We start from the raw sequence: 19,534 nt of genomic DNA on the forward strand, positions 1-19,534 counted from the left end.
AAGTAATTGGAGTTGCAGCGCGACGACAAGCGAACGAACCCCCAGCAGCATAGCTGCCTATGCGACTGGGGCGAGAGAACGCCGTCAACAAAGCTGCGGCTTCAAGAACAAAGGCGGCTAGTACTTAATGCTGCAACCATAGGGTTTAGTCACCGCAGGATTGGCCGGGTTACCTGCCAATACAGCAGTTACAGCGTCAGCAAAATAAGGCGTAGCCTTGGCGATGTCATCCACTTTGGCAGACGGAATGCTGTCGATACCTCCCATATATTGCAATACCCCTTTTTTATCAATTACATACATATGAGGGGTAGTTTTGGCGTCATAAGCTTTGCCCGTAACACCTGTTTCATCAAACAGCACAGCATCCGGCATTGCATTGCGGCTTGAAGTCAATTCATCAGCTTTGACGCCAGTGACATGACCTTGCTTGCCTGGAGCTGAGGAAATCACAGTCAACCAGACCACATCCTCTGTACCAAATTGTTTTTGTAAACTCTGCATATTGCCGCTGTAGTGTTTCACCACAAAAGGACATTCATGATTGGTCCACTCCAGCACTACTGTTTTGCCAGCGAAATCAGCCAGTGAGTGACTTTGACCTTTACTGTCAGTCAGGGTAAAAGCGGGCGCTGCCTGGCCTACTTGCGGGGCGGCAAACAAAGAGCCAGCAAAAAATAAGGCGGATAAACTTAAAGCAAATTTGAGTTTCATGGGTTAACTCCTGTGACTATTGATTAGTAATTAAGGGTTGTTTACTGCTCAATTGCTCTAACGCCTGACGTAACGAATCCGGCGTTAAAATTTGTGGCAACACTTCTGGCGGCTGCCCCGGCCAATACAACACGTACAAAGGCACACCGTCGCGCTGAAACTGGCGTAAATAGGCACTGATAGCTGGGTCTTTATTGGTCCAGTCCCCCTTTAAATACGTCAGGTTATACAACGCCATAGCGGCTTTACTGCTATCGGTATCCAGGGCAACCCGTTCATTCACTAAACAGGTAATGCACCAGTCGGCTGTCATATTGACCAACACCGGCTTTCCATCCTGCAGTAGTTGTTTTAAGCGTTGTTCTGACCAGACTTCGGCGTGATCGGTTTTTGCTGATTGCTGCGTTGCAGGCTGCGGATACCACAATAAAGCCACTGCACCGGCAAATAGCAGCACAGCCATCACTGCACTGGCCTTGCCTGCCTGTTGCAGTTGAAGCAGGCCCCACAACCAACAGGCCGCCGCTACGAACACCAGCCCAACCAGAGCCAAAGCCAGAGCGTCTATGCCCTGCTGACGACCATACACCCAAAGCAGCCAAACCGCGCTTAAATACAACGGATAAGCCAGCCATTGTTTTAGCTTTTCCATCCAGAGTCCGGGTTTAGGTAACAGCGCCGCAAAACCCGGCGACCAGGCTAACAGCAGAAAAGGTAAAGCCATACCTACACCCAAAGCCGCAAAAATAGCCAAAGCCGCTAAAGCAGGCTGTGTGGCAGCATAGCCTAAAGCCGTGCCCATAAAAGGCGCGGTGCAAGGACTGGCGACAACTACGGCCAATACTCCGGTAAAAAACGATCCTCTAGCGCCGGGCTTTTCTGTCAGTTGCTGACCTGAGTTCATCAGACCCAGCCCCAGTTGAACCACTCCAGACAAACTTAACGCCAATACAAACAGCAAGTAAGCCAGCAACCCTACAACCAGTGGGTTTTGCAACTGAAATCCCCAGCCCACAGCCTCGCCTGCGGATCGGAGCAATAACAGCATTGCCGCTAACAGCACAAAACTCAGCACTACACCTGCGCTGTACCACAAAGCTTCCGCTTTGGTGTGTTGTGCAGACTGCTGGCCGTTGACCAGACTCAAGGCTTTTAATGACAACACAGGAAACACACAGGGCATCAGATTCAGGATCAAACCGCCGACGGCAGCCAGCGCGACCATAACCAACCAGTCGGTCAAACTAAAACTGGCCAGACTGATGGCAGATTGTTGCGGCGCACTTTCATGCTGCAGTTGCAGCAATACAGGTCCAGCCGCGGTATTTAACACCAAGTCAAACTGCTCGGGAGCCTGATTAAAATACGTATTCTGCTGCTGACGTAACAACAATTCACCGTCAACCCAGTCAATTTGTTGTGGCGCGGCGTGATCGACCAGTTCTGCGGCCGCGACAAAAAAAGCAGAAACTTTTAAATCCTCAGGCATAGGCACGGCCGCAGAAAACTGCTGATTTTGTACATCATAACGCCCGCGCAGTGGCACAGCTTTGGGCTGATGCTGACTGGCTTTTTCAAAAAGTGTCTGGTAGTCAGTCGCCAACACCGCAGTTTGGGTCACGGGTAAATTCAGCTCAAAACTGGCGTCAGCCGGAATACAAATCTCTTTGCATACCAGCCAGTCGACTTTGGCTTTGATCTGCAGTTGCGAGCCGTTGAAATCGACGGGAATGCTGAGCTCTGAGACTAAAATAGTTGGGCCTTCAAAACCGTAGTTCACCAATGGCGGCACCGAAATCGCCATAGGAGCAGGCCACTGAATGGCACCTGCCTCAACACCGTCCGGCAAAGTCCAGTCAATACTGGTGGCTAAACCTGAATCTCCGGGGTTCTGCCAGTAGGTATGCCAGTGCTCATCCGGAATAAAATGCAGCGCAAGTTTAAAGCGTTGACCTGGACGAAGATCCTGATGATCACTGACCAACTCTGCTTTTAAATGACTGGCTTTAACCCAGCCACTGCTGTGGGCCTGAGCGGAGCCAGTGAAAAAGAGCACGAATAAAATTGAGAAAAATAGTCGCCAAAACAAAGTCATCAGATCATTTCTGTAGCTGTATGTCAGGATATTTTTAGTGTACGGCAATAACAAAGCGGGGATCAGTCATCAAACGCAGCTGGCAGGGCTTCTGCCTCAGCTGCAGCCTACCGGGCATAGGGGCGGGTGTTGCACCCGCCCGTCTGATAGTCCAAAAAACTCTTTATCGGGAATAGCTTCAGGGTTGTTGCAAAGCCCATTCGGTCAGCAAGCGCACACCATAACCAGTAGCACCCTTGGTGTTCACCTCTTTGTCTGCTCTGCTTAACGCATTGCCTGCTATATCCAGGTGAGCCCATGGTGTTTCAGCGGTAAATTGTTTTAAAAACCAGGCTGCGGTTGATGCACCAGTGCTGCTGCCGGTGTTTTTCAGATCGGCAATGTCGCTTTTGAGTTCATCCGCAAATTGTGGACCCAAAGGTAAACGCCACAGCGGTTCATTCACTTTTTCGCCTGCTAAGGTCAGTTGATCCACCAGTTGCTGCTGCTCTGAAAATAAACCGGCATAGTAAGCCCCCACAGCACCTACTTTGGCTCCTGTTAAAGTTGCAATATCGACCATAGCGCGCGGCTGGAATTCTTTATTGGCATACCATAGCGCATCGGCCAGCACTAAACGGCCTTCCGCATCGGTATTGGTCACCTGAATGGTTAAGCCCGCGGCTGATTTGAGTACGTCGCCAGGCAGCATGGCTTTGTCCGATATCATATTTTCAGCCATCGCCATCACAGCCACCACATTGACCGGAGCTTTTTGTAAGGCTAATGCTTTGACTGTCCCCAAAGCAGCTGCTGCACCCGCCATATCGCTGGTCATACGGACTATAGATTCAGAATCTGTTTTCAGGTTGTAACCGCCGGTATCAAAAGTAATGCCTTTACCAACAATAGCCAGCGGCTTTTGATCGCTGCCCTGCCACTGCGCCACCACTAAACGCGGCGGTCTGTTGCTACCTTTACCTACGGCTAAAAGAGCGCCCATACCCAATTTTTCCATCGCAGGTACATCCAGTACCCGGACTTTTACCCCGTACTTTTCCAAAGCCTTTGCTTGTGCGGCAAAACTTTCAGGCGTTAATGCTGCAGCAGGTTCATTCACCAAATCGCGGGCTAAAAATACCCCCTGAGTGACGGCCTGTAACTTACTGAACTGACGCTCTGCAGTTTGTTCATCTGTCACCAGAATTTCCAGCTTCTTCAGTTCGTCTGCGGTTTTTTTACTGAAATAGCGATCAAAACTGTAAGAGCGCAACTCAATACCATGCGCCAGCTGTGCAGCAAAGTCGGCATTACCTGACGCCGATTGCAGCGCTGCAGTATCTATAGTCACAGAACGGGCTTTATCTTTTTTGACCCAGGCGGCAATATCTGCCCCCAGATTATTGCTGCTTGCTGCAGTCAGTTGTGCAGGCTCACCTGTGCCTAACAGCATCACTCTGTTGTAACCCGCAACTGGCGCCAGAATATCCAGCTGAGCGGCTTTGTTCGCTGCAAAGCCTGTGGTTTTAATCGCGTGTTTGACAGCCTGATGCTGCAGCACTGCTGAGGAAGACTGCGCCAGTTGTTCCGGACTGACCAGCAACACCAGAGTGTCGGCATCAAGCTCTGCTTTCTGATTCATTTCAATGGAAGGAACTGCGGCAACGGCTGAATAAGACAACAGCACAGTGGCAATACTGGTCGTAAGTATTTTCATAGGGGCTTTCCTTTTTATTGTAATGCTGCCAAGAGTGGCTAAAGCCGGCATGAACAACAAGCTAAAATTGGTTAAATTGAAGAATTTAAGCGACCAAATCAGTTCAGCCCTCTACCCGTACCTGTAGTGTGTCTGTGCATAGCACAAGCTCACTCTAACATTCAGATTAAGGCGATTCAGGGCATATAGTTGGGTCACTTAGTGCCGAAATCAGCCTGTCAAACACCAGTCTAACCCGCTCCGGCACAGGACCACGTTGTGGTCTGTAAACAGACAAAGGCCAGGGGTCTGGGTCAAGTTCAGGTAGAAGTCGAACTAAAGCGCCAGAGCGCAAATGCGGGATAGCCATACAAGATGCCAGCTGGGAGATACCCAGACCAGCCAGAGTCGCATCAGCTTCCGTTTCAGAATCATCCGCCACAAAACTGATTTTTTTGGGCGACCATAGTTGACCCTCTTTAAAATACCAATGCCAAGCCCGACCTGTGGCTTTATCCATCAAGGCTGTGGTCGGCAGTTCAGCCAGTTGCTCCAGACTCTGTGGGCTGGGGTGCTTTGCCAACAACAACGGACTCGCTGTCAGGAACAGGCCTACAGACGAGACTTTCCGGGCAATAAATCCATTATCCCGTATTTGCCCAATCCGCACTCCTACATCAATTTGCTCATCCACCACATCAGCAATTTGATCGGACAAGCGCAGATCAAGCTGTAAAGCAGGATGTTGCTGAACCAGAGCACTTAACACTGGCATCAGTAAGGGTCGGATTACTCTTGGAGCAGCTACCCGCACCAAGCCGGCAATAAGATGAGTGGGAACCGCCTGATGCTGCTGAAACAAAGCATCCAATTGCTGCAGGCTATTTTTCGCCTGAAGAGCAAAACCTTCGGCAAAACGAGTCAACCGGATATGGCGAGTGCTCCGATGAAACAAGACTTCCCCGGTACTTTGCTCCAGTTGTTGCACAGCCCGGGTCACCGCCTGAGGTGAAATACCAAGTCGTACAGCTGCAGCCTTAAAACTATCGCTCTCTGCCGCAGTACAAAAAATTCGCAATAATTCAACTTTATTCAGCATCAACTATTCCGTAATTAGGAATTATAAAATCAAAATATTTCCATTTTTTGGATTTGTCTATCCCTTCATACTGTTGTTGTCGAAATCAATTTTGTATAGCTCAACTGAGGACCACATCATGAGTCAGAATATTTCAGGAAAAACAGTAGTGATCACAGGCGCGAGCAGTGGTTTGGGTGAGGCTACGGCTTATCATCTGGCCAGTCTGGGCGCTAATGTAGTGTTAGGAGCCCGGCGGGAAGACAAGCTGCAACAGATAGTAGCCACTATTGAAGCCAAAGGCGGACAAGCGACTTATCTGGTAACAGATGTAACGAAAGCCAGTGAAGTCAGCGCCCTGGTGCAGTTAGCGGTGAGCCGTTTTGGTCAGGTGGATGTCATGATCAATAATGCCGGCTTAATGTCTATTGCCCCTATCAGTGAATTAAAAACCGATGAATGGGACCGGATGATCGACATCAATATCAAAGGGGTTTTATATGGTATAGCCGCTGCCTTGCCGATATTTGAACACCAAAAATCAGGTCATTTTATTAATATCTCTTCAGTTGCGGGCATTAAAGTGTTCAGTCCAGGCGGCACTGTGTACAGCGGAACTAAATTTGCAGTCAGGGCGATCAGTGAAGGCTTGCGCCATGAAGTAGGAGGTTCTATCCGCACTACGACTATTTTGCCTGGCGCTGTAGATTCTGAACTAAAACACGGTAGTAGCCATCAGCAAAGCGCTGAATTTGTTGGCAACTTCTACCAAATCGCTATTCCGGCTGATTCAGTAGCCAGAGCCGTAGCTTACGCGATAGCTCAACCTGCAGACGTTGATATCAACGAGATAGTTCTGCGTCCTACAGTGCAGGATTTCTAAACAGCACTACCACTCCAACTGAGTTTTATTGCGGAAAAATGCTCCTGTTGGGCCATCCTCATCTAACGTGGCTAGCCAAACAGGAGTTTCTGCACCTTGTTCAGGACTCAAATCTGCCGCATCACCGCCCATTCGGGTACGAACCCAGCCAGGGCAGGCCGCGTTGACCTTCACCTCTGGCATCAGCTCGCGCGCGCAGCTGACCGTCACAGCATTCAGTGCAGCCTTACTGATGGCATAGCAGGCAGGGCCTTCCAAACCTTCAGAGAAATTTCCCCAACTGGATGACACATTTACAATACGGCCATAACCCCGTTGTTTCATCAAATGACCCAATACCTTGCAGAGCATAAAAGGCGCTACTGTATTGACTGATAAACTGAGCAGTAAATCTTCCGCCTGAGTGTGCTGTAATTCAGAAGAGTGCAACACGGCTGCGTTGTTGATCAACACATCAACAGGACCATACTGCCGTTCTATTTGCAGCGCCTTTTGTTCAACCAGCAAGGGATCAGTTAAATCAAGCCGAACTGCTATACCCGCACCTAACAAAGCTGCTGCCTCTTCTGCATCTTTTTGCTGACGGGCTGCCAGCAGCACACGAAAGCCACCTTGCTGTACTAATGTTTTTGCTATCGCAAAACCAATGCCGCGGTTAGCTCCTGTGATTAATACTGTTTTTAGTTGCTTTGCCATATATCCGCTCCTGGAAATGTCGACTGGACTTAGTTTTTAGCCTTTTCACGTGAAATAGTCATGACTGAAGTGCAAAATTCCCTAAACTGAGCCACATTAATCAATGAAGCTCCTACTTAATAAAGGAAAACTTCTGATGTATAGCATCAGCTTACTGCAAAAAGCAGTGTTCTCGTCCCTATTTTGGTTGTTTTGCACCTCTATTGCGACGACTGCAATGGCTTGTGAGTTTGAAATAGAGCTAGAGCGCTCTTGTGCAGAGCAACTGGAAGAGGAGTTGATGGCTACAGTCCCCTTTCGGGTGCAACGCAACAGTAACTTTTTGCATTTGCAAACTCAGGCAGCAGCTTTAGCATTCCCTATTTTTCATGAAAAACAGATGAAGATACCCAGCCCTATTTGGTGTCCTACTTGCAAGCTGTGCACCTGGCTGTGGTATGGGTATTTGAATATCGTGGCCGCAGTGTCTATCTGGTGAATACCCAAACTGGCCTACAAACTCAGATCAACGGCTTCCCGCTGCTGTCGCCGGACAATCAACGTTTACTGGTGTATTCCGAAGCTCATTCCGATAAAGAAAATGCCAATCTGCTGGTCATTTATCGGATCCGCAATCACAAACTGCAGGCCGAACTGGTATTGAGTGGTGATGACAACAGAATACAACCCTGGAACCCACTGGATGTGCGTTGGGTCAGTCCGGATAAAGTCGAATTTACCAGATTGCATTACCACAATGGTGAAGAAGAACAAAAGCTGCAGAGCCTGCAGCTGCAGCAAGGAAAGTGGTTTTTACTTTGAAATCCTCTTTCTGACCAGAAGTACAGAGTCGTTAATGCAGATAAGACCCTTTGGGCACAGCTCGGGATAGTTGCCATTGCTTATATCTTTTGCAAGCCGCCTGATATTCGGCTCTGAGTTTGGCCGACTCCTGCAATACCGCGACACTAGCAGGATGATCGCCATCCAAACGCTGTAGCATCTGCTCAAACCAATTTAAACCATGCCTTAATGTAGTCTGACAGCGCCGCCAGCGTTGCTGTTGTGCATAAGTTTCAGCCAGATTCTGAATTGAAATGGACAGGCAAAAAGTCGGTAACGAGGCTTCTTCACGACTCAATTCCGGAGGACAACAGACAAAAGCACAGTGATACCAGACAGGCCAGACATCTGAAATAGCCTGGCGATATAAGCTTTCGGCCGCGCTTAGGTGTCGTTCAGTAAAAGCCTGATTACCTCGTGCAATGATCTGCTGCCAGTGTTCCATAGATGCTATCCAATTGCGAATTCATATCATCTAGACTATTTCAATTGCGAGTAGTTCGCAACAACATCAAAAAATATTATCCCAGCCGCTATCAAGCTGTAATTCCAAATGTGAAATAGCTGTCCCCAAAATGATAGTCCACACTCTGCATTGCCGGTCAGGACCCGAATCAGGGCCGGAATTCTTATAACAACAGTTTGAGGACATCATAGATGCAACATCAACATTTACTCTTCCCACTTTTCGCAATCAGCTGCGCTGTCAGTGCTGCTGTGCATGCTAACAATCTGGCCATCACAGGTCCGGGTGCCGGCGCCGATGGTTCAAGTAAAGCCAGTGGTATCAGTTATTCGTCTGTCCGGGATGCTAATCTGCAAAGCTACTGGCAACCTTCTGCGAACTCAAATCAGCGGGTGTCGGTAAAATGGAGTTCAGCTGTCCAGCTAAATCAGGTGGTGCTGAAAGAATCCGGTTCGGCCGTCACCAGTTGGCGGTTGGTTAATAACGACACTGGCACAGAACTGGCCAGTGGCAGCAGTATTGGCAGCAATAAGGTGGTAAATATAAGCACTATCAGCAGCCAAAAGCTGAATCTGGAAATTATCAGTGCCAGCTCCGCACCCCGTATCGCCGAATTTGAAGTTTATCTGACCACCGGAGGTGGTACAGCGCCGGATCCAACAGACCCGGTTGACCCTACGGACCCTGTTGATCCAACAGAGCCTCCACCTACAGGCGAGGTGACCTCCTGCAGCGCCAGTCCACAAGGTTATGCCTCGCTGGATGGTGGTACCACTGGTGGAGCAGGTCCAAATGCAGTGACAGTCACAGCGACAACAGGGGCGGAAATTCTGGCCGCTTTGGCGAACCGGGATTTAAACCGGCCTCTAACTATCAGAGTCAACGGCACCATAACACCAGCAAACTCAGGCGGCGTCAGTAAGTTTGATATTAAAGATATGAATAATGTCAGCATTATTGGAGTCGGTAATACGGCTTTGTTTGATGGCATAGGGCTAAAGGTATTTCGCGCCAATAACGTGATTATCCGCAATTTAAAACTGCGTTACGTCAATACCGGGGATAAAGACGCTATTACACTGGAAGGACCGGCCAGCAATATCTGGATCGATCACAACGAAATCTACAACAGTCTGGATGTGGATAAAGACTTTTATGACGAGTTAGTCAGCGGTAAAAAAGACGTGGATAAAGTCACCATTTCCTACAACTACCTGCATGACAGTTGGAAAACCTCGTTATGGGGCAATAGTGATTCCGACAATTACAACCGTCGTATTACCTTTCATCATAACCACTGGCAGCGAGTGAATTCGCGTCTGCCGTTATTCCGCTATGGTCAGGGCCATATTTACAACAACTACTACAGTGATGTGCAGGACACAGGCATTAACAGCCGCATGGGCGCTGTGATCCGCATTGAAAATAATGTGTTTGAAAATACCACTAACCCCATCGTCTCTTTTTATTCCAGCGCTTTGGGCTACTGGGATACCAGAGGCAATGAGTTTAGCAATACCACCTGGCAAGCTATGCCAGCAGAAGGTGTGATTACAGGCCCAAATGTGCAGCCTACCGCTGTACTCAACCTGCCGTACAGCTTTGCTCTGCTGCCCACCTCTGAGGTGAAAGCTCATGTGCTGGCGAATGCAGGTGTAAACAAATGTAGTTTTTAGGCCTCGTTAAAAGTAAAAACCACCTGCATAACAGGTGGTTTTTAAATGGAGATCAAAGATGTGGTTAGTCTTTTTTCGCTAACAAAAAAGCCACCAGCGCGTCTAAATCCTGCTGGAAATTCTCTTGGCTTAAACCAGAAAACTTCACCAGATATTTGCCGTTCACCAATAAAGTAGGTACACCTCTGAGCACTTTGGCTTCAGAATAGTGATCCTGACTCTTTTTCATAGCTGCAACTTCATCATTCACAGCCTGACTGACCATACCTGAATCAAATAACATGGCAGGAATATCGTTGACCACCAAGAGGTTACGAATATCCTGTTCGTTGCTGAAGCTGGCGCGCTGATTATGCAAATAATCAAAAATCACATCGGCAATACGATCGCCCTGACCGGCATTTTTTGCTACTACATAAGCCTTAGCCAGAGACTGCTGTAATTGAGGTGGTGCCACCTGTAAAAAGTCGACATGATGTTTAGTCAGACTGACACCTTTTGGCAGACTTTTATTCAGGTTTTGAGCAAAAGGCTCAAAAGCTTTGCAATGTGGGCAATAAAAGGAAAAAAACTCCAGCACTTCAGGTTTAGCTGTCGCTTTTTCTGCGACGACTTCGTAATGTACTCCTTCCTGAAAACTGACAGGAGAAGCAGCAGAAGCGAAAGCCAGTACAGGGGCAAATGCCAAAGCGGCTAATAATTGTTTCAACATAAAAATGCCTTTTGATTAAGATTGAGTCAGTAAAAAATTCACTAACTGCTTAAATTCTTCATCCTGATTTTCACGGCTCAGGCCCTGGTTCAGGATTTTGTATTTACCATTGATAATGAAAGTTGGTACACCAGTTAGTACTCGACGCGACGACAAGGCATCCTGCTCTTTTTTCATTTGCTTGGCACCACCAGCAACAGTAAAACTTTTGATGGCTTTATCGTAAGTGTCTGCGTCAATACCCTGAGCGACAACCACAGCTTTGATGTCGTCATCATTGGCAAAGGTTTTGCGGTCAACATGGATATGATTAAAAAAAGCACTGGCCACCTGATCCCCTTTACCCAGGTTTTTTGCCACCAGATAAGCTTTGGCTAAAGTGACCTGAATTTCCACAGATGCATGCTGTAAAAAGTCGACATGGACTTTTTTCAGCTCAGCACCTGCGGGCAACTGCTTTGCTAAAGCCTGTACTTTGGGCTCAAAACCAAAACAGGCAGGGCAATAAAAAGAGAAATATTCCTTCACTTCAGGCTTAGCTGTAACTTGTTCTGAAATGACTTCGTAGTGTTTACCTTCTTCAAACTGAGCAGCAAAAGCTGCCAATGGCAATAACAATGCACCTACTAACAACGCTGTTAACTTTTTCATTATTCGAATGTTCCTTGGAATAAAACTGTCACTACTCTAACAAAAACTTACCACTGAGGCATCAGAGAAAGTGGGCTCTGGTCACAGAATTTCAGCTGTTCATCCAGCGCCCGCAATTGTTGCTGCCAGTATTGGTCTGTACTGAACCATGGAAAGTTCTTCGGGAAAGCCGGATCGCTCCACCTTTTTGCTATCCAGGCCATATAAGACAAAATCCGCATAGCCCGCAGTGGTTCTATTAAACGCAGTTCTTTATGATCAAAGTCGCAGTACTGTTCATACTCTTCCAGTAATATCGACAATTGGTAAGTTTGCTCTAGCCGATCACCATTGAGCAATAACCACAAGTCCTGCACTGCAGGTCCATTGCGGCTGTCGTCAAAGTCGAGCAACAAAGGTCTGTCATCATGCCACAGCAAATTGCCTATATGACAATCGCCATGCACTCGCCTGATTTTTTCAGGCTTATACAAAGGACCGACCTTGTCGCACAATTGTTGCATCATGGTCTGATAATCTTTTTCTAACGAGGGTGGAATAAGGCCCGACTGCAACAAGCTTTGCTGACTATCCAGTAAAAACGTTTGATGATTGATGGTGGGTCTGTGCAGAAAAGGCCGGGCAGCGCCCACCTGGTGCACCATGCCTAAAAAACGCCCCAGCTGCAGCATCTGATTTTCGTTGTCAGGCTCTAAAGTGCGTCCCCCCCGGCTTGGGAATACGGATAAATAAAAGCCACCGAAGGATAAGACTTGCTGGCCATCCCGCTCTACAGCTTCAGCCACCGGCACTTCAATCTCTGCCAGTTCACGCACAAACTGATGCTCTTCGTTCAGTTGTTCTAAGCTCCAGCGTTCCGGCCGGTAAAACTTCACCACCCAGCTTTTGCGATCATCGTCTCTAAACTGGCAGACTCTGTTTTCAAAGCTGTTCAGTTGCAATAAACCAGAGCTGACATCAAAGCCATAATGAAACAAGGCATCCAGCATTAAATCCGGACTTAGGGTAGAAAAATCAAAAGTGCTCATGGAATTCCGTTTGGTCAGTGCAGCCCATTGCCCTAAAAAAATAGGGAGCCGAAGCTCCCTAGTCTAACGCTTTTACAGATTTAACGGGCGGAAAAGAACTTACTGCCCTGAGTTAAGCGGATGTCCGGCTCGTCGCTGTCCTGCAGTACAAACTCAATTTCCAGTACAGGTCTTTTTGCATCCACAGGATCCAGCGATAAGCTGATCGGCAAATTAGCAGTTTCCCCGCCTTTTACGGTCAACTCCTTCTCGCCAAGCCACTGCGCTTCGTCCAAACCTTGTACCGACAACCGATAGGTTTGTTCCAACTGCGACTTGTTAATCACCTTTAAGGTGTAAGTGTTTTCAATTAACCCTTCGTCGGTTTCACGGTACAAGGCACCGCGGTCACGCACTATGTCCATCACCACAGGCTTACGCACTACTAAGGTCCAGGCAAAGGCAGCACAAACAGCCACCAGTACCATAAAGTAACCGACTAATTTACCCCGTATTACTTTAGTAGTTTTGCCTTCAAGACTATGTTCTGTGGTGTAGCTGATGAGCCTTTGGCATAACCCATTTTATCCATAGTATCGTCGCAGGCGTCGATACAGGCACCGCAGTTAATGCACTCGTACTGCAGACCATTACGAATGTCGATGCCGGTAGGACAAACATGCACACATAAATTACAGTCGATACAATCGCCTAAACCTTTGGCTTTGTAGTCTGTATCTTTACGGGCGCGTGGGCCACGATTCTCACCGCGCTTGGCATCGTAAGTCACAGTGAAAGTGTCTTTATCAAACATGGCCGACTGGAAGCGCGCATAAGGGCAAATATGAGTACACATAATTTCGCGCATCCAACCGGCGTTACCGTAGGTACAGAAGGCAAAAAACCAGACCGATACTGCAGCCCAGAAGCTGGCTTCGAAGGTAAAAAACTGAATAAACAGCTGATCGACAGGAGTAAAATAACCAACAAAAATCAGCGCGGTAAGCACAGAAAAGGCCAGCCAGCTGAAATGAGTCAGGCCTTTTCTCCATAGCTTATTGAAGCTCCAGGGTTCCTGATCCAGCTTCATACGCTGATTACGGGTGCCCTGGAGTTTCTCTTCAAACCACATAAAAATAAAAGTCCAGACGGTTTGTGGGCATAAATAACCACACCAAACCCGGCCGTAGAAAGTTGTCACAAAAAATAAGGCAAAAGCGCCAATCACAAAAATCCAGGCCAGAATAGTGAAATCCTGCGGCCATAAGGTCATACCGAAGATGTAAAACTTCTGCTCGACTATATCGAGCAAAATGGCTTGCTGTCCGTTAAATTGCAGCCAGGGTAACAGCATAAAAGCCGCCATAAATATAAAGCCAATATTACGCCTTAAGGTTTGATGCAAACCCTTCACCGCACGCACATAGATGCGATCTCTTGGGTTGTATTTGGCTTTTTTGTCCGGATCGGGTTTGTGCACCTCAACCGGAATATTTTTGATATCTATCTTATTATCCACGCCCATACCTCGTGCTGCTCTCTGATACTCAGTGTAGCAGGCTGTTTATTGCAGCTTGTTGATGCAGGACAAACCAAGCCTTGTTCTGACGAAACCTAAAGCAACTTACCTGTCTGCGATCGGTAATTTGCTCCAGCTGGCGGCTTATCCTGGCTGCTTTGTGTTTTAACCCAATGAACTGTCTGCAATAATTGAACCAAAGGTCTATAGTATATAACACTCTGATCCATATTGAATTTTAATCTTAGGCTCAGTTTTATTCTGTCAACCTGGTTGACACCCAAGGCAGTTCTGACTGTCTGGTTGACAGTGGCAGGCCGGACACACTGTGTGATAACCAATCAAGTCGCAGCTGAGGTAACAGGTGATGCGCAATTTTTTGCTGTTATGTTTGCTGATTGTCAGCACCCTGACTTTTTATGACCACCCACGAATTCTGCCTTACTCAGAACCCGTGCTGGACTGGCTGGCTGAACATATTTCATTGCCTGGAGTTCAGTCGGATTCAGTAATCACCCGCAAAATTCAGAACGCTTTTTATGCGATAGGTCAGGATTACGGTACAGGCCAACAAGAGGCTTTAGCGAAAGCAGCGCTGGACATCAACAGCCTGCTGCAATTTCGCCGCGACTACTGCCAAAACGGTGATTTTCATCCGGCTTTATTTGGTGATGCCATGCAAAGAGCCTGTGATGTGTTGAAGCAGTACCCGAAGCTGGAAGAGTTTAAAAATGAATAAGATTCAGAACCTGAGTGTGAAATTGCTAAGCACGAGACAACACGCGAATTAAAGCCAAAGACAATAAGATACCCGCTAGTGTTGCAACCAGATCCCACCAGTCAAACACCGCCCAGGAAATAAACAGCTGACCACACTCATACAACATCAGCCCCAGCCCAAAACTCAAACTGGTTTCATATAATTCGGCACGGGTAAAAAAACGCAAAAAAGACAAAAGGACCCAAAGCCGCATCTATCAGATTGGGAGCACAATTCAGCACAAAACCCAGCAAAGCGGATACCTGAGTTTGCCTCAACTCCGTCACCCATGTATCCAAATGTAACATCAGGCACAAAGCAGCAATGGTTATGCAAAAGTCTTGTACCCTGTGTAATTTATCCAAGGTTTCAGTAGCTTGCTGTGACATACAATTATTCTTAACTAAATAAAACGCTTAAATCCACAATCCCGATCCATTCTTAGGTGCCCGGCGCGTCACGGCAGTTGTATCACCATCAAGCCGTCTTTGTAGGAATCATTTGCTGTTTATAGGCTTCGGTGACATCGGTTAACTCGCCCTGATGCAACTGAATTATGCGGTCGGCATTTAAAATGGTTTGTGGCCTGTGGGCAATAATAATGCGGGTCATCGGCAGCTTACTAATAGCCTCGTTGACATAATGTTCCAGCTGAATATCCAAATGACTGGTTGCTTCGTCCATAAACAGTATTTTGGGCTGGCGGTATAAGGCCCTGGCTAATAACACCCGTTGTTTCTGGCCACCAGATAAGCTGCTGCCCATATCACCAATTAAAGCGTTGTAGCCCATTTGCATAGCTGCTATATCCTGATGGATGCCAGCCAATTGTGCGCAGGCCATCAATTTTTGCATATCCATTTGGCTATCGAAAAAGCTGATATTTTCTGCCAGTGTGCCCGACATCAAAGCGTCTTCCTGCATCACAGCTGCTATTTGCTGGCGATAATGCCGCAAGCCCAAATGCTTGATATCCACACCATCGGCTTCTACTTTGCCTGCTTCTAATGGCAATAAACCCAACATCAGTTTTAACAACGTGGTTTTGCCTGTGCCGGAAGGGCCAATAATAGCCACACTTTCGCCAGCTTTAACCTCAAGATTTAAGCCGGTAAATAATAAAGGGTCGTTACTGGCATAACGAAAGGCCACGTCTTTTAAACTAAAAGCACCACTGATATCACGTTGCTGCGCAGTTTCGCCTTCCTGCTCTTTTTCAGTCAGCGCTATATCCGCTAACCTGTCCAAATGCAGGCGGGTCATTTTAATTGCAATCACTTTATCAATCAGCGCAGCCATACGGCTGGTGAACTGGTTTTTGTAAGCCATAAAAGCGAACAACATACCTACGCTGATATTGCCATCCAAAACAGCCCATGCCGCCAAATACACTACGAGCGTGTTTTCAATACCAAACAATAACTGGTTAATAGTGCTGTAAGAGATTTGCCATTTGCCTAATTTATACCCCTGATTTATCGCATCGGCATAACGGTTTTGCCAGATATTTAAGCGCTGGCTTTGCTGACCAAACAACTTAATGCTTTGCATGCCGCGCACTGTTTCCATAAAGTTACTTTGCTCTTTGGCACTGGCCACTATGCTGGCTTCAGTAAGTTGCCGCAAAGGCCGGTACAACATGGCGCGAATAAGGGCGTAAATCGCAACTGCGGCCAGCACCACCATACTCAACTGTGGGCTGTACAAATACATCATCACTAATACAGTAATAGCCATCATGCCATCTATTACGCCTTCCACTAAACTGGTGGTTAATAGCTCGCGCACTGAATTCAATGACCCAAAACGCGAGACAATATCGCCCATATGGCGTTTTTCAAAAAAGCCCAGCGGTAAATGCAATAAATGGCGGAATAAGTTGGTGGCCATTTGCAGGCTCATCACAGAGCCTAAGTGCAACACAACCCAACCTCTTAAGGTTTGGGTCAGGGTTTGTACCAGCATCAATAAACCAAAACCTAAAGCCAGCACTACCAACAGCGGCGTGTCGTGGCTGACTAAAACTTCATCCACCACCAATTGAGTGTAATAAGGTGCAGCCAGTACAAAAAGCTGTAACAACAAAGACAAAATAAACAACTTAACAAGGGACGGCACCAGGCCCTGCACCTTGCTCCAAAAGGCGGTAAGGCCCAGTTTGACTCGTTCATCAATTTTCTGAAATTCAGTACCAGGGCTAAGCTCCAGTGCCACGCCAGTAAAAGATTTATCCACATCAGCTAATGCCACAACACGCTCACCCATAGCAGGGTCAAGAATGGTAATGCCTTTGTTGCTAACTTTTTTCAGCACCACAAAATGGTTCATATCCCAATGTAAAATGCAGGGCAGGCGCAGGTTTTTTAAATCGGCTAAATCAAGTTTTAAGGCACGAGGCGCCATACCCAGTTGACCCGCAAGTTGCATTAACTGCTGCAAATTAGCGCCTTTTAGCGATACGCTATAACGGTTACGCAACGTCGTCAGATCAAGCTGGTGTCCATGGAAATTGGCCACCATAGCCACACAGGCTAAACCACATTCAGCGGCTTCGGATTGATAGATTAGCTTCAATCTAAAGTCCCAGCTCTAGCTTTTGTACCAAATTTTTTATGCACACCATAAACATAATAAAGACCTAAAACAGAACCAAAAACAAAGCCTGTAACATGACTAATATTATCAATAAGGTTTGGCATCACAGCTCCGGCGACGAAAATCAAAATTAAGCCATGAAATATTTCGCGTGATTTATCAACAACAAGCAAAAAGCTCAAAACAGAGATAACGCCTCCAGATATACCAACCGAATAGCCAGACACAGAAAAAAAACTGAATGATATTGCAGCCACAGGAACTGACAGGACAAAAGTAGATACAAGATACATTCTTCTGCCATCAGAAGAATATTTCAGATTCCAAAACAAATAATATAACGCGTATAGATTCAACCAAAGATGTAACAAAGAGGCATGTGCAAAAGGCCCCAGTAGCAATCTATACCATTGATGCTCATAAAGCATCATCTTCGATACACCGTAGGTTTCAATCCATAGTGTACTGCCATAGAAAAACTTCCAGATGGATACTGATAAACAATAGATTATTATGATTAAAACAAATATTTTCATTTTCTCTTCACCGAGGTGCACGGTGAAATCACCGTACACCTATTGAAATATAAGACTTAAGCAGCATTTTTCTCTTTCGGCTTTTGATGATCCTCTAATTGTCTCATCACTTCTGAATAACCTCCGTATGCAGCACCTATTGTACCAAATAATATTGCCCCGCCAGGGCCGGCTTTAGATCCTACGGCTACAGCTAGCCCTACGAATCCGCCAGATCCACCTAAAGCGCCTTGACCTACTTCAACCCAGATCGAGCCCCAATCAAGATCTATACCACCACTCACATCTTCCACTTGCTCAAAAGTTAACTCTTGCATACTATCTCTCCTTGAGATGATTAAAGATTACAGCCTGCCTTTCAGGCTTAAGATCGGCTCAAACAACCAGGCCATCAGGCTGCGTTGTTCCAGCACTATATCTGCGCTTAACAACATGCCCGATTGCAGCGGAACATTGTTGTTAAAAGCGCGGATTTGTTGCGACTCCAGTTGCACCTCAACACGGTACACTGGTTCCTGCACGGCGACAGGCATATCGACTTCATTTGGAAGTACGATAGCCTGCGCCGTTTTTATGACTTGCCCCTGGTAACTACCAAAACGCTGGTACGGAAAGGCATCAAAACGTAACCGAGCCTGTTGCCCAGGCTGGACAAAACCATAAGCACGGGTTGGTACTAATAACACTGCCAGTAATTCAGCCTGTTCCGGCATGATGGTCAGCAGTGGTAAAGCGGCCGCTATGCTATTGCCCAATTCTGCCACTAAATTAGTCACACGCCCCGCTACCGGAGCTGTTAACACCAGCTCACCACGGCCCTGTAATTCAGTTTTTTGCTGCTGCAACTGCGATAACTCAGTGGCCAGAATGGCTTGCTGTTGCTGCTGCTCCATAGGCAATCGCGCTAACTGGCCTTGTATTTGTTGCACCTGATTTAGCTGCGCCTGCTCACTGGCTTTTTGTTCGGCCAGCAATTGCTGCAGGTTAAGCAGCAACTCTTTTTGGTTATCCAGCTCGTCCTGAGTGACAGCTCCTTGCTGGCTTAACCCCTGATAATCGGCATAACGTTTTTGATTTAACTGCAGCCGTTGTTGCAGCATTTGCTGTTGTTTGGTGATTTCGCTGATCAGTTGTTGGCTGGACACTAAACGGGAATTCAGTTCAGCTTGTTGTTGTTGATACTGCAGGTTGCTTTGCTGCAGCCGTTGCTCCAGCAACACTGCTTGTTTATCCAAAGCTGCAGTTAAACTCAACGTCAGGCTTTGGCCCTGAGCCAGTTGGTCTTGTACGGAGATTTTTAACAGCTTTTGACCTGCGGTCACCTGCTGGCCATCTTCGATATAAATTTCGCTCACCACGCCAGAACGGGGAGCAGTAATTTTGGCTAAACCACGGTTAGGTTTTAAATAACCAGAGACAGTTTCTTTGCGGTCGAATGAAGCCCAGACTAAAAAAACCACCAGCGCAGTCACCACCAGCACTAAAGCACCTGTTAACAAACTGGACGATACGGGCTGAGCAATCACCACCTCGCCATCGAGGCGGGCAGACTGATGCTTAATAGCTTGCTGACGAAACAATCCCTGTGACACAACCACTCCACTGCAACAAAAAGACAAACCAATATAGGTAAATAAGTTGCTTAACCA

Annotated in this window: 21 protein-coding genes; 5 read left to right on the forward strand and 16 right to left on the reverse strand. The window is 47.1% G+C overall.

Features of this window, described 5'->3' with window-relative positions; genetic code table 11:
* Positions 1-117 precede the first annotated feature (117 nt).
* The 4 genes from WH43_RS01810 to WH43_RS01825 all read right to left on the reverse strand — a co-directional run bounded on the left by WH43_RS01810 (position 118) and on the right by WH43_RS01825 (position 5,583).
* A complete protein-coding gene (locus tag WH43_RS01810; RefSeq protein ID WP_053422958.1) occupies positions 118-714 on the reverse strand; it encodes a thioredoxin family protein in 597 nt (198 codons plus the stop codon).
* Between the two features lie 16 nt (positions 715-730).
* Positions 731-2,809: a protein-disulfide reductase DsbD family protein gene (locus WH43_RS01815; protein ID WP_053422959.1), complete on the reverse strand. Its 2,079-nt coding sequence runs from the start codon at positions 2,807-2,809 to the stop codon at positions 731-733.
* A gap of 178 nt (positions 2,810-2,987) precedes the next feature.
* Positions 2,988-4,505: a leucyl aminopeptidase gene (locus WH43_RS01820; protein ID WP_053422960.1), complete on the reverse strand. Its 1,518-nt coding sequence runs from the start codon at positions 4,503-4,505 to the stop codon at positions 2,988-2,990.
* Positions 4,506-4,671: 166 nt separating this feature from the next.
* Positions 4,672-5,583: a LysR family transcriptional regulator gene (locus tag WH43_RS01825; RefSeq protein ID WP_053422961.1), complete on the reverse strand. Its 912-nt coding sequence runs from the start codon at positions 5,581-5,583 to the stop codon at positions 4,672-4,674.
* A gap of 118 nt (positions 5,584-5,701) precedes the next feature.
* Between WH43_RS01825 and WH43_RS01830 the strand changes: the two genes are divergently transcribed.
* Positions 5,702-6,445, forward strand: coding sequence for an SDR family oxidoreductase (locus tag WH43_RS01830; RefSeq protein WP_053422962.1), 744 nt, complete (start codon positions 5,702-5,704; stop codon positions 6,443-6,445).
* 6 nt (positions 6,446-6,451) lie between these two features.
* Here WH43_RS01830 and WH43_RS01835 read toward each other — a convergent pair whose 3' ends face one another.
* Positions 6,452-7,141: an SDR family NAD(P)-dependent oxidoreductase gene (locus WH43_RS01835; RefSeq protein ID WP_053422963.1), complete on the reverse strand. Its 690-nt coding sequence runs from the start codon at positions 7,139-7,141 to the stop codon at positions 6,452-6,454.
* A 136-nt stretch (positions 7,142-7,277) separates the two neighbouring features.
* On the opposite strand from WH43_RS01835, the gene WH43_RS01840 reads away from it, so the two are divergent.
* Positions 7,278-7,619: a hypothetical protein gene (locus WH43_RS01840; protein ID WP_053422964.1), complete on the forward strand. Its 342-nt coding sequence runs from the start codon at positions 7,278-7,280 to the stop codon at positions 7,617-7,619.
* On the forward strand, positions 7,553-7,942 hold the full coding sequence (locus tag WH43_RS01845; RefSeq protein ID WP_152342760.1) for a hypothetical protein: 390 nt from the start codon (positions 7,553-7,555) through the stop codon (positions 7,940-7,942). Before WH43_RS01840 ends, WH43_RS01845 begins: the two co-directional genes overlap by 67 nt.
* A 31-nt stretch (positions 7,943-7,973) precedes the next feature.
* On the opposite strand, the gene WH43_RS01850 is transcribed toward WH43_RS01845, so the two are convergent.
* Complete coding sequence (locus WH43_RS01850) at positions 7,974-8,408, reverse strand: hypothetical protein (RefSeq protein WP_053422966.1); 435 nt, start codon at positions 8,406-8,408, stop codon at positions 7,974-7,976.
* A gap of 212 nt (positions 8,409-8,620) precedes the next feature.
* On the opposite strand from WH43_RS01850, the gene WH43_RS01855 reads away from it, so the two are divergent.
* On the forward strand, positions 8,621-10,105 hold the full coding sequence (locus tag WH43_RS01855) for a pectate lyase family protein (protein ID WP_053422967.1): 1,485 nt from the start codon (positions 8,621-8,623) through the stop codon (positions 10,103-10,105).
* Between the two features lie 64 nt (positions 10,106-10,169).
* Here the strand turns inward: WH43_RS01855 and WH43_RS01860 are convergent, their stop codons facing one another.
* The 5 genes from WH43_RS01860 to ccoG form a co-directional block, all read right to left on the reverse strand.
* Positions 10,170-10,817: a thiol:disulfide interchange protein DsbA/DsbL gene (locus tag WH43_RS01860; RefSeq protein ID WP_082335635.1), complete on the reverse strand. Its 648-nt coding sequence runs from the start codon at positions 10,815-10,817 to the stop codon at positions 10,170-10,172.
* Positions 10,818-10,832: 15 nt separating this feature from the next.
* Entirely contained in the window at positions 10,833-11,468 is a 636-nt protein-coding gene (locus WH43_RS01865; RefSeq protein WP_053422968.1) for a thiol:disulfide interchange protein DsbA/DsbL, read from the reverse strand.
* Between the two features lie 47 nt (positions 11,469-11,515).
* Positions 11,516-12,496 (reverse strand): serine/threonine protein kinase, encoded by a 981-nt coding sequence (locus WH43_RS01870; protein ID WP_053422969.1) that lies wholly within the window; start codon positions 12,494-12,496, stop codon positions 11,516-11,518.
* An 80-nt stretch (positions 12,497-12,576) separates the two neighbouring features.
* The gene (locus WH43_RS20195) at positions 12,577-12,963 is read right to left on the reverse strand and encodes a FixG Ig-like domain-containing protein (RefSeq protein WP_286049392.1); all 387 of its coding nucleotides are present in this window, start codon (positions 12,961-12,963) and stop codon (positions 12,577-12,579) included.
* Positions 12,964-12,989: 26 nt separating this feature from the next.
* The gene (gene ccoG, locus WH43_RS01875; RefSeq protein ID WP_286049393.1) at positions 12,990-13,994 is read right to left on the reverse strand and encodes a cytochrome c oxidase accessory protein CcoG; all 1,005 of its coding nucleotides are present in this window, start codon (positions 13,992-13,994) and stop codon (positions 12,990-12,992) included.
* 367 nt (positions 13,995-14,361) lie between these two features.
* Here ccoG and WH43_RS01880 point away from each other — a divergent pair, with 367 nt between their 5' ends.
* Positions 14,362-14,733, forward strand: coding sequence for a hypothetical protein (locus WH43_RS01880; protein WP_053422970.1), 372 nt, complete (start codon positions 14,362-14,364; stop codon positions 14,731-14,733).
* A 25-nt stretch (positions 14,734-14,758) separates the two neighbouring features.
* Here the strand turns inward: WH43_RS01880 and WH43_RS20200 are convergent, their stop codons facing one another.
* From WH43_RS20200 to WH43_RS01905, 5 genes are all read right to left on the reverse strand, one after another.
* Entirely contained in the window at positions 14,759-14,902 is a 144-nt protein-coding gene (locus WH43_RS20200; RefSeq protein ID WP_286049394.1) for a hypothetical protein, read from the reverse strand.
* 329 nt (positions 14,903-15,231) lie between these two features.
* A complete protein-coding gene (locus WH43_RS01890) occupies positions 15,232-17,328 on the reverse strand; it encodes a peptidase domain-containing ABC transporter (RefSeq protein WP_082335636.1) in 2,097 nt (698 codons plus the stop codon).
* Positions 17,325-17,780, reverse strand: a complete 456-nt coding sequence (locus tag WH43_RS01895) for a rhomboid family intramembrane serine protease (protein ID WP_286049395.1) — start codon at positions 17,778-17,780, stop codon at positions 17,325-17,327. Before WH43_RS01895 ends, WH43_RS01890 begins: the two co-directional genes overlap by 4 nt.
* A 161-nt stretch (positions 17,781-17,941) precedes the next feature.
* Positions 17,942-18,202, reverse strand: coding sequence for a hypothetical protein (locus WH43_RS01900; RefSeq protein WP_053422973.1), 261 nt, complete (start codon positions 18,200-18,202; stop codon positions 17,942-17,944).
* Between the two features lie 27 nt (positions 18,203-18,229).
* Positions 18,230-19,477, reverse strand: coding sequence for an HlyD family secretion protein (locus WH43_RS01905; RefSeq protein WP_053422974.1), 1,248 nt, complete (start codon positions 19,475-19,477; stop codon positions 18,230-18,232).
* Positions 19,478-19,534 lie beyond the last annotated feature (57 nt).

The sequence above is a fragment of the Rheinheimera sp. KL1 genome, assembly GCF_001275035.1.
Lineage (GTDB): Bacteria > Pseudomonadota > Gammaproteobacteria > Enterobacterales > Alteromonadaceae > Pararheinheimera > Pararheinheimera tangshanensis.

What these genes read in the sequence shown, in the direction of transcription:
- WH43_RS01810 (WP_053422958.1), bottom strand. Translation starts at nt 714, where the DNA reads ATGAAACTCAAATTTGCTTTAAGTTTATCCGCCTTATTTTTTGCTGGC.
- WH43_RS01815 (WP_053422959.1), bottom strand. Translation starts at nt 2,809, where the DNA reads ATGACTTTGTTTTGGCGACTATTTTTCTCAATTTTATTCGTGCTCTTT.
- WH43_RS01820 (WP_053422960.1), bottom strand. Translation starts at nt 4,505, where the DNA reads ATGAAAATACTTACGACCAGTATTGCCACTGTGCTGTTGTCTTATTCA.
- WH43_RS01825 (WP_053422961.1), bottom strand. Translation starts at nt 5,583, where the DNA reads ATGCTGAATAAAGTTGAATTATTGCGAATTTTTTGTACTGCGGCAGAG.
- WH43_RS01830 (WP_053422962.1), top strand. Translation starts at nt 5,702, where the DNA reads ATGAGTCAGAATATTTCAGGAAAAACAGTAGTGATCACAGGCGCGAGC.
- WH43_RS01835 (WP_053422963.1), bottom strand. Translation starts at nt 7,141, where the DNA reads ATGGCAAAGCAACTAAAAACAGTATTAATCACAGGAGCTAACCGCGGC.
- WH43_RS01840 (WP_053422964.1), top strand. Translation starts at nt 7,278, where the DNA reads ATGTATAGCATCAGCTTACTGCAAAAAGCAGTGTTCTCGTCCCTATTT.
- WH43_RS01850 (WP_053422966.1), bottom strand. Translation starts at nt 8,408, where the DNA reads ATGGAACACTGGCAGCAGATCATTGCACGAGGTAATCAGGCTTTTACT.
- WH43_RS01855 (WP_053422967.1), top strand. Translation starts at nt 8,621, where the DNA reads ATGCAACATCAACATTTACTCTTCCCACTTTTCGCAATCAGCTGCGCT.
- WH43_RS01860 (WP_082335635.1), bottom strand. Translation starts at nt 10,817, where the DNA reads ATGTTGAAACAATTATTAGCCGCTTTGGCATTTGCCCCTGTACTGGCT.
- WH43_RS01865 (WP_053422968.1), bottom strand. Translation starts at nt 11,468, where the DNA reads ATGAAAAAGTTAACAGCGTTGTTAGTAGGTGCATTGTTATTGCCATTG.
- WH43_RS01870 (WP_053422969.1), bottom strand. Translation starts at nt 12,496, where the DNA reads ATGAGCACTTTTGATTTTTCTACCCTAAGTCCGGATTTAATGCTGGAT.
- WH43_RS20195 (WP_286049392.1), bottom strand. Translation starts at nt 12,963, where the DNA reads ATGGTACTGGTGGCTGTTTGTGCTGCCTTTGCCTGGACCTTAGTAGTG.
- WH43_RS01880 (WP_053422970.1), top strand. Translation starts at nt 14,362, where the DNA reads ATGCGCAATTTTTTGCTGTTATGTTTGCTGATTGTCAGCACCCTGACT.
- WH43_RS01895 (WP_286049395.1), bottom strand. Translation starts at nt 17,780, where the DNA reads ATGATGCTTTATGAGCATCAATGGTATAGATTGCTACTGGGGCCTTTT.
- WH43_RS01900 (WP_053422973.1), bottom strand. Translation starts at nt 18,202, where the DNA reads ATGCAAGAGTTAACTTTTGAGCAAGTGGAAGATGTGAGTGGTGGTATA.